This window comes from Vibrio sp. 1557 (genome assembly GCF_033340175.1).
GTDB lineage: Bacteria > Pseudomonadota > Gammaproteobacteria > Enterobacterales > Vibrionaceae > Vibrio > Vibrio alginolyticus.
Genome location: NZ_JAWOVZ010000010.1, coordinates 145327 through 159884 on the forward strand (window position 1 = coordinate 145327; position 14558 = coordinate 159884).

A 14558-nucleotide genomic window follows, 5' to 3' on the forward strand; every position below is an offset into this window, starting at 1 on the left:
TTCGGGTGAAAGGGAAGAATTAATCGAATTGCTGATTTGCAATGTTGTAGCCACGAACGGCAGTAAGATAACTTCCTGATCTATCTCCAGCGTCACCTGCATTTTGTAAAACATTCACAAGTTGGTCTGTAAACTCTTGGTTTTGTTGAGATAAAACAGGGCTGCCATCTTCATTCATCATTACTGAACCATTAGCATCAGTTTCAGCATACTGCATTTTTAAGTTGTTAACAGCTTGACTCATTCTATCTTGGTTAGTATCAAAAGATTCAGCATAAACAGCCGCTTGTTCGTTTGTTAAACCGTATCTCGATGTCCCGAGCTCAGCCATAGTTTGCTTGAATTCATCTCCATATTGTTCCATGAAATTAGCTGCTGCACTACCGCCAGCTTCCGCTGCCGACGCTGCCGCTGCTGCGTAGAATGCCCCTCGTTGTTCTAAGCTCATTCCTTTAGCTGCTTCTGAGAGATCCGACTCTCCCGTTAACCACTCTTTGGCTGCGTTGTAACCGCTAGCTGCTGCGCCAATAACATTACGACCTAATTTTGCCGCTGCAACTGCCATTTCTCCGCCAAAGCCGTACTCTTCGGATATATAGTCGTCACCACGTTGAGTCGCTTCGATAAACTGGTCCCTTTGTTCTGGTGTCATGGTTCGCAACTGATCCATTGCATTTGAAAAATCGCTCGCTGTCGCCTGTCCACCAGCTACTGCTGCACCACCAACTTGCTCAGCTCTTCGAGCCAACCAGTCTCCAGTATTGTCTACTGCCCCCCAAGTGGAAGCGCTCCATGACATATCCGGCAAAGCATTGAGCATATTATTTCTTGCTTTTTGCTCTTCTGGGCTAGAAACAGCTCGGTTAGTCTGATTTGCAAGATTGCCTAATTGTTGGAGGTTTGCATCATGTTCGCCAGTTACCGGAGTAACAGGAGGTGTTGGTGGCGTTTCTGTTACCGGAGCTGTGCCAGACGTACTGATTGTGTTCTCCCTAAAATTGGAAGGTAAAACAGGACCGCTTCCAACGTTGCTGCCAACTGTCTGCCCTAAATTCTCTGGCACAGTCGGAGGAGTGAGGCCGCTGTACTGTAGAGGGTCGCTTTCAAATCCGCTATTTCTCCCGGTAGCTAAGTTGATTGCACTAACAGCAGCTTGGAAGCCTCCAACTTGTTGCCCTGGCTGATAGTTGTTGGTATTTGTCATAGCTGTCAGTCTAGCTGCCGCTTTAGCTACACCTGGGTCCATGCCATAACCACGATATCTTTGTTCGAGATTTGCCGCTTCTTTTCGAACTGAGTCCGGTGCATTTTGATAATGTTGGTTGAGGTAATCCATTGCTTCTGGCGAGCGAGCGACTTCGCCACCCAATGTTTTAAAGTCGCTATTTGTCATCGAGCCCATAGAGTTTTGCAATTGATCCATTGTTGTATATGCATTAGTGGCAGAAACAAGCTCTTGTGCAGACTTAGATAGATTTTGAGATAAATTATCACCCCATGACTGTTTAAAGGATTCGCCACCTTGTCTATTAATGCCATGAGCTAATTGATTGGTAAGTGCCTGAGAATCAGTCTTCCCCCATGAAACATTTTTCATGAATTGCGATACATCACTGGCAGACCATGTTGACGTATCTGTTGCAGACGATTCCGTTTTTCCCTGGGCTTGAGCAGTTAGACCTACAATATCACCACCACCGCCTTTGGCTCCATCCTCTTGAGAAGGTATAGTTGCCAAACCAGTTCCTTTGGAGGGACCTTTAACTGCATTTTTTACTGCTGCACGAGCGGTGCCCATCAGTGGCATTACCATTGCCGCAGCTTCTTTTACATCTAAAGAGCCTGTAGCCTGCATTGCGAACGCGCCTTTTACAGCATCGGCATGTTGATCATCAACTTGAAACTTATCCATGAAGCTTTTAGCTTGTTGATTAACCAACTGGCTTTGTTGAGTGTTTTGTGAACCGATTGTTCGGCCAATGCTAGAAAGACGGGAGTATGCTTGGTCTTGTGATACGCCATGAGAAAAACCTCGGCCAAGGGTGTCTGAGAATGCTTCTGACTTCTGGCTTTGTACTGCCCTTGCTGAGCTAACCCCGCTTCCAATAGATGAGCCAAGAGAAAATGAACTGATCATGCTTTCCGCTCCTGTTGCCATCGTCCCACTAAATTGGTTGTGGTTATATGCAGGTTGACTGTTCATTACTGGGCCTTGATTCAAAGCGTCAGGCGACTGAATTTTCTCATTGACATGATCAGAACCGTTAACCCTGTTAGCTAGACTGGTAAATGCGTATGTTGATCCTGTCACTATGAATAGTGAAATAATAGGAGTGGCTGCTGCTAACATTCCCCCCGTAGCGATCCAGTTCTGTAGAATGTCTCCTGTTGAGGATAATGCATACATTGAGTTTAAGCCTGGTGTAGACAGGCTTGCCATTTCATTAGTCGCTGCTGTATGAATGAATAGGTTTGTTATAGATAGAACTGGCATCCATAGCTGTATCCAGAGAACCGTTTGGAAGTATTTTCCTGCCAACGTCATTCCCATTGAACCCATAACGATGATAAAGCCCATTATAGGAGTTATCGCGTAAACAAAACCTTCAAAGAACGTTAACATCGGTCTGACGACTGACATGAACATAGATTGCTCTGCTGCCCATTGAGTGTTTCGCTGTTGAATCGCTTGGTTAATCATCAATGCAGAACCATAGTCTTGAAGGTCCTGGTATCGTCCGGCAGCTGCTTCATAATACAAAGGCTCTAGTAGAGCGACTTTTGTATATTCTACTGCTGAGGTGGAAATTGCTCCTACTGCTTGTAATGAGTCAGCTATCTTTGTTAGAGCATTTACACCTGTATAGGTAGGATCTACACCAAGTAGATTGTTTAAAGCGTTATTTACATTGGACCCACTTAGGTTATTTAATGCCCCAACAATGCCAACCCCCTCAGCTGTAGACCATGCCTCACTACAAGTAAAATCACCACCATCGGGATTCGACGCGTTTAGATATACACGCGTTCCGTATAGTGAAGAATTGAATTGTAAGGCTTGATCTAAAGGGAGTGTTAGAAGCTCATCTAAGCTCATCAGGTTGAGATCTACTTTTGTTAGCGTACATTCTCTAATGTAATTAGAAACTGAGCGACGAACATCAACATAGCCACCACCTTGCTCTTGGTTTAGGGCTGTAAAAATAGCGCTATCGTACACACCGCGTCTTACATCATTCAGTAGCTTGAGTGTTTCAGAAAAGTGAGTTTCAGTAACATTGGGTACGATAATGCCGTAACCAGTCTCAAATAATTTTGTTAGGGTGTAGCCAACATTCGATATAACACCTCCGGCAAAGCCTATACCAATCGGCACGTTTGCCACAGGACGAACTTGCCCGGTGTAAGCATCTTCAATCTTGACTAATGAAGTCGGTACGAAGAAGCAGGCGTATAGTAGCCACCCCATAAAAATTTGCTGAATATTGATCTGTTTTGCCCCTTGGAAAACAGATTGAACGGTTATCATCACTACACCAATAAGCAACCCAACACTGACCATCTTGGTGAAGTCATTGGTCCCCGTGATCATGGCTACAGCAATTAATATCTGCTCAAGAAATGCTGAGTCGCCAATGGAGTAAATAGTAAATTCAGGCATGAAGTTTTACTCCTTTGTTCTTGGTGCTTTAGTTAGCGTCGATAACATATATTTTTGCTTTCGAACGTTATTTAGGAGGTTGTTGTACTTTTCGATTTGAGAAGAGAGATCTCCATATTGAGCTGTAAGAATTGAGTATTCGGCTCTCATGTTGGCTTGAGATTCACGTAATACTTCCAACGCTTGCTGTTTATAAGGACTATCACTGTTTGATATAGCAATAAATGCAGCTCTGAAAAGCTCATTAGTAAATGAATACATCATTGCTAGAGAAATCGCTCCAGACGACTCTGAGGCAAATAACATTGCAGAGTCTTTAGATAGAACAGAAAGATTTCGGATGATTGCACCTATACCAACAGGTAAGCTAGCTAAAAAGTTTTGCTCGCTAGTTGATAGTGTTCCAGCATTACTAGCAAACTTGAAAATAATACCTGTAGATGTACTTGAACCAATAAGCATATCTTCAATTTGGCTCTTTATGCCTGTGATGTTGACGGTTTTAACACCGCCACCAGTTGCCCCAGCGCTTAGGCAATTTTCAGTATCTGAACCACATGAGTATATTTCAACGTTACTACCAGTGATTAGATCTGAAATTTGGATTTTATTGCCAGGTAAAGTGGTGATTGGTGTCGTTTTTTCCGTAATACTTGCGTGTGAATCATTAACAATATCACCGATTATTACTGTTCCCGTCACAGACATTATGGCTTCTAGTAATGTGTTGTCTCCGTATGTGAACCATGCGTTTGCATTATTTTTCTTCAATTGCTTCCAGATGATATTACCAATCATTTTCTTGTACTCATCTGGGTTGTTTGATTTCAATTGTTCGAGTGGTGTAGAACCGCCTTGCTCTTGCTTAGATGAGAATACATCGTCAAACAGACCCGTTGTGGTAGCTGTAATGGAAGCGTCAGTTTTGTGTTTAACATCGAATGAAGAGGTAGCGTCATTTACGATACCTTGTGCAAGTTGACAAGAATTACCCAAATATTGGTTTAATTGTTGTATTTTCTTTTGGAAGTTTTCTATCCATTTTGCACCATCAGGAAAGACGTTATCCAATGCTAATTGGAATGCGTATCCCTTTGCATTTGCAGCTACCGAACGCAGCAAAGTGACGATTTGTTCTGCGTTAACAAAGCTCAATGAGCCCCCAAATAGGTCAACACCACCACAACCAGCTTTCCATGATGGAGGTGTGAATGACACTAGGTTTTCATTAAATATGCGTGTTTTCGTGGTGTATCGACCACCAGCCAGAACCCCTCGACGCTGTGTTTCAAATACACCTGGTTGAGTGACATTGCTCATTTCATTGAAAAGGGCGTCCATTTCAGACTTTAAGCCGTTAGCTGTAGATATACTCGGTACTGTCCACAGAACGGATGCTACGCAAATAGCGAGAGCTTTCTTCCGCAGCTTGTTCTTTCTGAACATCTTATTTCTCCTTAATTTTTTCGCGGATGAAGTCCATCAATTGTTCCGGCGGGATATAGTTCCCTTTATCATCCGTCATGATTTCTTCTAAGGAAGCCTCACCTGTTTTATCGGTAAGAATTTCCGCAATGTTGTTGTCGGTATTAACCAGTGCTCTTGTTTTGTTGAATTCGTCATCACTGATCCAACCTGCTCGGCGAGCAGTAACTAGAATTCGATTGGCTGTATCTGGAAGTGACATTACCCCTTGCCCAACAGGAGCAAAACTCCCATCTGGTGAAGCTAAGAATAAAGCTGGGTAGGTGACGACACCTAGCTGTTCGGCATGGCCGTTATCTACTTTGAACTCGGGGAAAATGTTTCCTGGGAAAGGGGTGCCGTCAGAAGATACTGCCACGACAGTAAATCCATATCCTTGCTCAAGCATTTTGACTATTGGAGCCTGTATTTCGCACATTTCGCAGTTTGGCTGGTAGAAGAAAAATAGACCCACACGACTTGCTACAGTCCCAAGTAATGTCTGCCTTTCCTTCCCAGCCTTACTATCTACTTGCTGAGATGCGAACGTGGCATAAGGTCTTCTGGACACTTCATCAAGATAAGGATCACCTAAAATAGCCAGTTCATATGCATCTTGCGCTTGTTCTGAACGATCCATTGCGAATCGCTGCATGTAAGCAAAAGCTTTAGCGTTCTCAATGGTTGGGTTATCCCACCAAGCATCTTTGTATTTAGGTAAGTTCTCTCTAAACCACGCAGCAGAAAAATATTCAGGTCCTTCACTCTGGGCCATCTGTTCTTGCTCAGGAGGTGGTGGGGGAGGTTGCACTGCTACTGGCTTAGGTTTAGGTACTTCTTTTTCTTCTGGCTCGACTTCATAGAAAAACCATCCTTCCGCCTTTCTATCGTAAAAGCCGGGCCTACTGTCTTCTGCTACGGAGATATTTGGCATTGAGGCTATCAATGCCAGCGCTAAAGTAGCTTTCTTTAAAGTCTTGTTGTTCATGTCACCACACATATTTTCCCATTCAGGCATATGGTAACGGGGGGGAGGATTAAGGAATGCATCTGAAACCTCCCATTTAGGGCAATTAGGGGAGGTTTTATTGTTGTATTTTTGGTCGATTAGGCTGTTTTTATGTGTTCTGACTGATTGTTAGTTGCTTCTTCCTGCTGAATCTTTTCAAGTTGACGCTTATGGGTGATGTACCTGATCACCATTTCCACTGAAGCGTTAAGCGCAAGTGCTCGCATGGCTCTCGTGCTTGCAACGTAAAGTAGATTGATCTCATCATCCCGTGCCTCAGGTTCTAGCTCGGGGTCCAAAACGTCAGGGAAGTCATCAAATAGTTGGACATAATCCCACTCCAGTCCCTTTGCTCTATGACTGGTAGACACAGTGACATTTGCAACCAATTCGTCTTTTACGGTGTTAAGGCGTAATATCGCAAGATGTTCAGGAAGATCTTCGTAGGCTTCGATAATTGCCATCGCTCTAAACATCTCGTTGTCTTGAGTCGCACGAGCTATCTCGGTGAACTCTTGATAGTCCTCATAATCATTAAGTATCTGCTTGTTTCTGACACGTTCTCTTTCTTCACGTGAGAACCAAAAGATATCTTCCAGATAGTCGATTTGGTAAGACTCTATACCACCAGCCCAGAAAACTTTATGTCCCGCACCTGTGTAGCCCAAAGCAGTTTGAATAACTCCCATTACCGTGCGGTGTAACACAGCATGATGCCCGATATTTTGAGGTAGCATCATAAGAACCTGATCTTTAGCTCCGCGCCCAATTACCGGCTTGGTCTCTCCTTTTAGTTCGAGAAGGGCATTAGCAACCATCGCTACATTAGGCCCAAATCGGAAACTATGTGTGAGGTAGAGTTGATCTGCGTTCGAGAAGCGGGGGTTATTCATCGCATCATTTGCACCTCTGAAACGATAGATTTGCTGGTGGACGTCTCCAACAAGAATAGTCCTTGAGCGCTGCCTAATTACAATGTCACTAGTTACTGGGTTAGCGTCCTGTGCTTCATCAAAGAGGATTACCTGGTATCTCAATGATAAATTGGGGTGAGATAATTGGTACAGCTTTAAGTATCCATCATGAACCATAGGGAAAGGATCTTGAGGTTCACACATCCTCTTCCAAATATCTTCTGCACTTTGAACGACTTCTATTACGTATCTCTCTTGCTTTGTTGTTAGTAGTAATCCAGTATCTGCTCTTTCGAAATGGTCATACAGAATTTGGTCATCTGCGCTGCACATAAATGCATTTAGCGTATCCAGGCAGTCTCTTGCAAGAGTCCAGTTTTTTGTGTTTAACGCTTGTGCTATATCGGTCAGGCGAATGTTTCCCACTAATTTGTGCGCAAACATACGTCCAACAGATGCGAATGCTAGTTGATGAGAGGTTTTGCACGTAACATTTCGGGGAAACTTTTCCGCAGCTTCATCTCTTATCGCTCGGTTGTACGCGATATACAGCATTCTTAGGCGAGGATTAGCAAGAGCATATTTGATGAGGGTTGTTGTCTTTCCCGTGCCAGCATAGGCCCTAACTATCAGTTGGTTTCCTTGATAGTTGGTGATTCGGGCTTGCTCTGGGGTATCAGGTGGTAATGTTTTGTTCATCGCGTGTACTTCACTATGGGAACGCCCCAGAATAAAATCCGGGGCTTACGATGGAATTAGTTGGACGTTTCTTTAAGGTCACGAACTAGCCGCAGATATATATTAGATTGTGCTAACGATGCGAACTCAGTTCCTTCATTGAAATCAATAACTCGCGCTTTCAACTGAGGGTTAACCTTGCTGTCAGGAGTGTTTGACCAATAAAGTACTTTTGGGGTGCTTTTGAATACCTCCAATCTGATCGCAGGAGCTGAGCATGACCTTTCGACAATGGAACCAAGCTCTTTAATGTTGGGTAGTCTCCAGTCAGAGTACCCTAGTAAATTGCTGCTGTTAGCGTCGTCCACAGCTAGTAACGCATCAGACCAAGTAGGAAATGATTTTAGAGTTCCAATGCAGTTATCGGCACTATATCTTTGTCCCATAGTGCAAGTGGTCCACATCAAGCCTGTTGCGGCGTCAGTAACTGTGCCGTCTTTATGTACTGTAAATTGCTCTATATTGGTGGTGGGAGCGATAATATCTGACTTACAAGTCTGTGCGTAAGTTTGAGTTGATATCCCTACAAGACAAAGAATGCTTGCCGCAACGGTTAGTTTGGACTTCATCACTGTTTCCCTCCTCTTGCTAAACGAATGCTCGCCGAGTTGCTTTGTTTATGACACAACTTAGCTTGTCCATTGCTTGAGTCCATGCACCATGCTGTACCTTCACCATTTGAACTCGGGGTTCCAGACCAAATCGGTGCGCCACCTTCGTAGTTATAGAAATAGTCGGTATCGAGCAGTGTTTGACTGTTTTCATAATTGGCAATAGAACGTAGCTCTTCAATGGAAGGTAATCGCCAATCTTTATAGCCACAAACGGCTAGCTCGTTGGCCGCACGAATGTAGTCATCGGTACTACATGATGTGACTTTTACATAGCCAGCGTTATCTGTCGTAGGGAACGCGCATTGTGCCTTATCGTGAACAGGAGCATTACGGTTTTGGAATTCTAGTGAAGCGCCACCAGCACTGCCACCGTCATTAGTTCTATCTTTGCTGTACCAGGTGTATAGGTAGTTTTTAGCTTGCCAGTTTTGATGCCAGTGATAATAAGGGTAAGGAACATAATCCTTTGAGCTTGGGTTTCTGCTGGCACGCCAAGCATCATTTACTAGGGCTTTGAATTCTGCTTCCGAAAGTGAAGATGGAATATCAGTAATTGCATCACCTTTGTTTTCCCAGACGATCCCTGTTCGGTTATCCAAGACACATGACCATGCCGTCGCTGTATGAGGAAGGTGGTTTCCGGAAACGTCTAATTTTGTAAAAGAGAAACCTGCATAACCATCTAAGTAGTTTGGTGAGTCAGTATCAGCGCCAAATTCAGCATCTTGCCCAGGAAGATCATTAGGTGCGCCTTGGGCATCGAAGTCATTCCCATTTACATATCTGGTGACGCCAGTATCGTTTAACACTAAGTCTCCAAGGATAATAACTGTCGGAGGACATTAAAGTTTGAAACTTTTCTATTTCCGAAGTGCGTTACTATCGTGGCTAAAAGAACCCAATACTGACAATAAAGATCGACACTTAGACTCAATCAATGTGGCTATCCAACGAAAGTGTGACAACAAAGTTTGAAACTCGCTTTTGGACAATTTCGTTTCAGTGACTTTACTAAATTAGTAGAGTATGGATAACTTCAAGTATAGAAAATTCGAAAAACTCAGCCGCTATAATTGGTGGTGCGGTTTAGCATGGCCCCTTTATGATGGACAGTGCTTTAAACGAGGATGGAGATTAAATCGTTATGTTGGTCACTAAAGTAATTAGGCTGTTTGATCGAGTTCAATTCCCACTTCACCATGCTTGGTTGAAGCTTTTATCTGAAGCTATAGATGGCAGCGTGCTCGATAAACCATTACTCGATGAAGCCAACTGTATAACAAGTGCAATGGGTTTAGAGTATGTAGCGATCTTGAATTCATTGCTTGAAGATCACCCTGATGTGTTTAGTGAGTTCTTGAGCCTGAAGGTTTGTGTGAAAAAACGTAAGTCAGTTGAAGGTGCTGAGTTTTCAACGAATATAGAGTTTATCGAGTCAAAACTCGCTAAATATAACACGACAAAAACTCCTCAAGAGCAAAGAATCGAGCAACAAAAAGCACAGGAACAAAAGCTAAAACAGCGGCAAATAGCGTCTGACAAGATGTTTGCAGATCTTAGAGCTAAGTATGATAAGCAATTCATCGACTTCCCCTCACTCAATATTAGTTCGATTCGTAGGCACTCTAAAGCAGCTTATATTCTCACGACTCTCAACAAAGGTATGATCACTGATGCCGACTACTTGTGGCTTAAGCAGAAGGGCTTTGAGAATGATCAGGTGAATAGCATGTATTACCTTCGTCGCGCAGAGAACTCCAAGCGAATATGGAATACGACCAATAAGCCGTGGAACTTGGTTAATGCTCTTGCTGATTATCGTAAAGCAGATAAGGCAAAAACAGCCCTAACCTTGGTGAATAAGCACTTTCCATTCAAATTTGCGAATGGAAATAAGAAGTTAAAATCTGCTTTGCTTACTACGGCTGGCGGTGTTAAACGTGATTTAAATATGCTAGAACAAGCTATCGAATTTGGCATACAGGCTCATGAATTGACTCTACAGGACTACCGCCCATGCACTTTGATTGGTGCGTGCAAAATGTTGAGTGGAGATATCTCCCAAGGTCATGAGTGGTATCAAAAAGCGATTAACCGTGGTTTTGAATCTGATTCTTATGAGCAAGAAATACGCTCTATATATATGCGAGCTAAAGCTAATGACAGAGCAAAAATCAGGAAATTGCTCATGAGTGATGGATGGTGCTACAAGTGGCTCAAATAGTAATTATGACATTTCAAGTTAGATATACTAATAAGACATGCAATAGCATCTAGCTAGCTTTGGGGCAAAATCGTCTCAGAGAAGAAGGCAAACTACGACAAATGGCACCGAAAAGTTTCGTACTTTATTGTCATAGTTCTAATCTTTATTGTTCGAGTTTCAAACTTTGTTGTCCACCGACAGTCACACGACGATTCGGAAAATATTGTACGCTAAGAACGTAACTTTATATTTATAAAGGAATAATCGCTGTAAGAGGGTTAATACTAAAAGGCAGCAAGGTATTCCTCGCTACCTTTGTTATTTAATTCTAGGAGAAGAACGTTAGCTAATCTCAGGTTTGTTATTGTGTGGCCCAAGAAATCGGTCACCATTGAAGTGAATCATATGATCTGGATTATCAGCAATCCAAACCTCCGTCTCCCAAGCAATGTCTGCTGCATTTTTTCTAAACTCAACCCTATGGGGAAATGCGGTGACATAAACACGCCCCACAGAACAACCGTTCAAAGCTTTTTCAAGCTCTAGCCATCGTTTAGGGCTGACTGGTCCATGGCTCGTTACAGCTTCAATTAAAAACAACCATTGGCGTTTTTCATCATATACAACAACGTCAGGCAACTTGTCGTGAGACATAGGAGGGACGTTCAATGATTCAAGATATTCAGTTTCAAGAACCATATGTTTACCACCTTCATCACGGCTACTCGCTGTATCGCCGATATAGAGGACTTTACCACCTTCCCCCACAAATCTAGGACAAAATTCGTGAACAATATCAGCATGAAGTTGGTTATGAGCACCTGGGGACAGCTTGATTTCATTACCGTCAGGTAAGAGCACAGGAATCTTCTCTTTATTAAGAGTGCGTTCATACATCTCTTGCAGCGTTGGAACATCAGAAAGGAACTTCTTCACAAGCTCTTTCCAATTACCGTTAGGATAAGTATGTAGAATCTCGATGACAGGTTGATTCAATGAGTAGTTATTGTCTTTGCTATTTGTAGCTCTAGCAGGATTATCACGGTTTCTATCAACGATTTGAGCTTGGTCGAACTGGTGGAGTGTTTGTCTTCTAATCGTTTCACGAGAGTTCGGTTGGTAATCTTTTCCATACTCTGAGCGTATAAAACTCATAATATCAACAGTCGGTAAAAGTGGCGCTGTCGCTACACTCCAATCGTCAGTTGGTTTTACATTAGCAAGAGCAAGAAAGACCCAAGCGGATCTGTCGTTGTATTGCTGTTTTGGCAAGCCTAAAGCTTTGAGAATTTCTTTAGCTTGTTCTAGTTTTTTGTCTCTCATTTTCTTTATTTATCAGCCAGTAAACTAACAGATCCCACAATGTAACCTATGTGCAGGTTTTTTTCTTCCTTTTGTGCAGGTTTTTTGCGATACTGCCCGTCCAACACACAACTGTATAAAAAAACATATATGACTGAATTGGCTCAAAATTTACCCCTTAACTTAAATGATATTGCGGATGTTAACCGAGTTGCGGCAAATGGAAAACTCGATGAAAAGCTTAGAGGGAAATTAGGTCAGTTTATGTCATCTTCTGCTGTATCTAAGCTTCTTGCTGATATGTTTGAAAATGTAGATGGTGAACACCGTCTACTTGATGCAGGAGCAGGAGTAGGATCGTTAACGGCTGCGTTTGTTGAGCGAGTTAAGAACGATGCAACAAGCATTGATTCAACTTGCTTCGAACTATCAAGCGTAATGAATCATTACCTGTCTGATACATTAAAGCATTGTTCAAATACGTGTGAATCATATGGTGTCCAGTGGGATCAAACCGTAGTTGAAGATGATTTTATTCAACACTCAGTTGAACAGCTCTTAAACGACAATTTCAAACCTAAATATAACAAAGTCATTCTTAACCCACCTTACTTAAAAATTTCTTCAAAAGGCACTGAGCGAGCAGCACTAAGAAAGGTTAGTTTTGAAACTGGAAATCTATACTCAGCGTTTGTAGGGTTAGCGATAAAATTATTAGAAGAAGGCGGTGAACTTGTCGCAATCACTCCCCGTTCATTCTGTAACGGTCCATACTTCAACGATTTCCGTAGATTGTTATTAGACTCTTGCTCAATCAACAAAATTCATGTTTTTAATAGCCGTAAATCAGCATTCAAGGCTGATAAAGTGCTGCAGGAAAACGTTATTTATCACTTAACAAAAGGTGAACCACAAAGAGACACGGTTATTGTCACTTCTAGCTCTTGTGCAGAAGATCCAAGCCCGTATGTTTATGAAGTGCCTTTTGACAGAGTAGTAAGTGAAAACAATCCAGAGCGTTTTATTCATATCATCACTGATGAAGAAGAACAGAGCGTAGCAACTAGAGCAGGTGGTTTACCGTGTTCACTTGAAGATCTTGGTATTCAGGCAAGCACAGGTAAAGTTGTAGATTTTCGCACTAGAGAAAATTTAAGCACCGACTTTGTTGATGGTTCAGTGCCTTTAATCTTTCCACAACATTTACAAAAATGTGCGATTGAATGGCCAGTAGAAAATGCCAAAAAGCCGAACGCACTTTTAAACAACGAAAGCACAGCTAACCTGATGGTTAAAAACGGAACTTATGTTCTAACTCGCAGACTGACCGCTAAAGAAGAGAAACGTAGAATCGTTGCGTCAATCTACACAGCTGATATTGCTGATGTTGAAGTAGTGGGTTTTGAAAATAAAACAAATTACTTTCATGCATTGGGTGAGCCGTTAGATGATGGTCTTGCAAAAGGTCTATGGGTATTCCTTAACAGCACGTTAGTAGATAAGTATTTCCGTCAGATGAACGGTCATACTCAAGTAAATGCTACAGACCTAAGAACATTACGTTACCCAACCAGAGAACAGCTTATTTCTATGGGTGAAGCAATTGATTTTGCAGAGTTTAATCAAGCATGTGTAGACCGGATTATTGAGAGTTTCATTTGATCTGTGTTAGCAGCTATAGGAAAGTATGATGATTTTATATGGGTAAGAAGCTTAGCGTACGTTTTCGTTCCATTGGGCTTCAGACTTAAAAAAGAGCCGATTTTTGTCGGCTCTTTTCATTTCAGCTTACTCTTGTGAGTAGTTTTTGGGTTTACCCATCGAAAACTGGTTATCTTGGCTAAGATAATCATTGCGTTAGGCTCTTAACGTACAATGTTTTCCGAATCGTCGTGTGACCCCTATACTCGATGAAAATTACGCCAGGAAGGAAATCCAATAGCTTTATTCCTTTTAGCTGCTAGAAAACAGCCTAACCTAGCCAATTTGGGTTGGTTAAATTGGGCTGGTCAAATAGCCTTGCTGTTCACTTATATTGTCCTATCAACATTCACTAGGTAAATAGAGCATACCTAAAATGAACACCTCTTAAAAAGACACATGATTGTTTTTACGCCAAGAGTAAATGCTATCAATTTTTGAGTGGAGCGTTAGCCCTAAAGTCTTATTGCACATTGGAAATAATGAAGAAATAAATTAAAAAAAGTAGACACCGCCACAGCGGGGCGGTATAATTGTTTACGAAAGGTCGGGAATGTTCCATGACCTATAAATGGAGAAACGCAATGTTTACACCAGAAGAACAAAGCATCATTGACCAAGCAGCCGCTATTTTTGCAAAAAAAATCAAAACTTGTGATGCCTTTACCAGTCCTGATCTAGTTAAAGGCTTTTGCCAGGCTCGACTTGCTACATCTGAGCGTGAAATTTTCATGCTGCTAATACTCGATAATCAGCACCGACTAATTGAAGCCGTAGAGCTTTTTCAGGGAACGATTGATAGTGCCTCTGTATATCCGCGTGAGGTTGTAAAATCCGTTCTCAAACACAATGGCGCAGCTGTGATCCTGGCTCAAAAATTACCTGATAAACTAAATTCTCATAATTAACTTTTAAAGTTGAGAATACTGTATATGCTGTTCGTATGCAC

General features: G+C 42.2%; 10 protein-coding genes. 3 read left to right on the forward strand and 7 right to left on the reverse strand.

Going from position 1 to position 14558, the window contains the following annotated elements:
* Positions 1-19: 19 nt before the first annotated feature.
* The 6 genes from R7070_RS14135 to R7070_RS14160 all read right to left on the reverse strand — a co-directional run bounded on the left by R7070_RS14135 (position 20) and on the right by R7070_RS14160 (position 9209).
* Positions 20-3661 (reverse strand): conjugal transfer protein TraG N-terminal domain-containing protein, encoded by a 3642-nt coding sequence (locus R7070_RS14135; protein WP_014386834.1) that lies wholly within the window; start codon positions 3659-3661, stop codon positions 20-22.
* A 6-nt stretch (positions 3662-3667) separates the two neighbouring features.
* Entirely contained in the window at positions 3668-5107 is a 1440-nt protein-coding gene (locus tag R7070_RS14140) for a conjugal transfer protein TraH (protein WP_014386833.1), read from the reverse strand.
* A gap of 1 nt (position 5108) precedes the next feature.
* Positions 5109-6113 carry a conjugal transfer protein TraF gene (gene traF, locus R7070_RS14145; RefSeq protein WP_220769851.1) on the reverse strand — a complete coding sequence of 335 codons (1005 nt, stop codon included), beginning with the start codon at positions 6111-6113 and terminating at the stop codon, positions 5109-5111.
* Between the two features lie 119 nt (positions 6114-6232).
* On the reverse strand, positions 6233-7747 hold the full coding sequence (locus tag R7070_RS14150; protein ID WP_014386831.1) for a UvrD-helicase domain-containing protein: 1515 nt from the start codon (positions 7745-7747) through the stop codon (positions 6233-6235).
* A gap of 56 nt (positions 7748-7803) precedes the next feature.
* Positions 7804-8355, reverse strand: coding sequence for a DUF1566 domain-containing protein (locus tag R7070_RS14155; protein WP_014386830.1), 552 nt, complete (start codon positions 8353-8355; stop codon positions 7804-7806).
* On the reverse strand, positions 8355-9209 hold the full coding sequence (locus R7070_RS14160; protein ID WP_180827200.1) for a DUF1566 domain-containing protein: 855 nt from the start codon (positions 9207-9209) through the stop codon (positions 8355-8357). The genes R7070_RS14155 and R7070_RS14160 overlap by 1 nt, the downstream gene beginning before the upstream one ends.
* A gap of 335 nt (positions 9210-9544) precedes the next feature.
* Here R7070_RS14160 and R7070_RS14165 point away from each other — a divergent pair, with 335 nt between their 5' ends.
* Positions 9545-10624 (forward strand): hypothetical protein, encoded by a 1080-nt coding sequence (locus tag R7070_RS14165; RefSeq protein ID WP_101905904.1) that lies wholly within the window; start codon positions 9545-9547, stop codon positions 10622-10624.
* A gap of 324 nt (positions 10625-10948) precedes the next feature.
* Here the strand turns inward: R7070_RS14165 and R7070_RS14170 are convergent, their stop codons facing one another.
* Positions 10949-11929: a BsuBI/PstI family type II restriction endonuclease gene (locus R7070_RS14170; RefSeq protein WP_101905903.1), complete on the reverse strand. Its 981-nt coding sequence runs from the start codon at positions 11927-11929 to the stop codon at positions 10949-10951.
* Positions 11930-12058: 129 nt separating this feature from the next.
* On the opposite strand from R7070_RS14170, the gene R7070_RS14175 reads away from it, so the two are divergent.
* Positions 12059-13570, forward strand: a complete 1512-nt coding sequence (locus tag R7070_RS14175; protein WP_101905902.1) for an Eco57I restriction-modification methylase domain-containing protein — start codon at positions 12059-12061, stop codon at positions 13568-13570.
* 623 nt (positions 13571-14193) lie between these two features.
* The gene (locus R7070_RS14180) at positions 14194-14517 is read left to right on the forward strand and encodes a JAB domain-containing protein (RefSeq protein WP_318141229.1); all 324 of its coding nucleotides are present in this window, start codon (positions 14194-14196) and stop codon (positions 14515-14517) included.
* Positions 14518-14558: the final 41 nt, after the last annotated feature.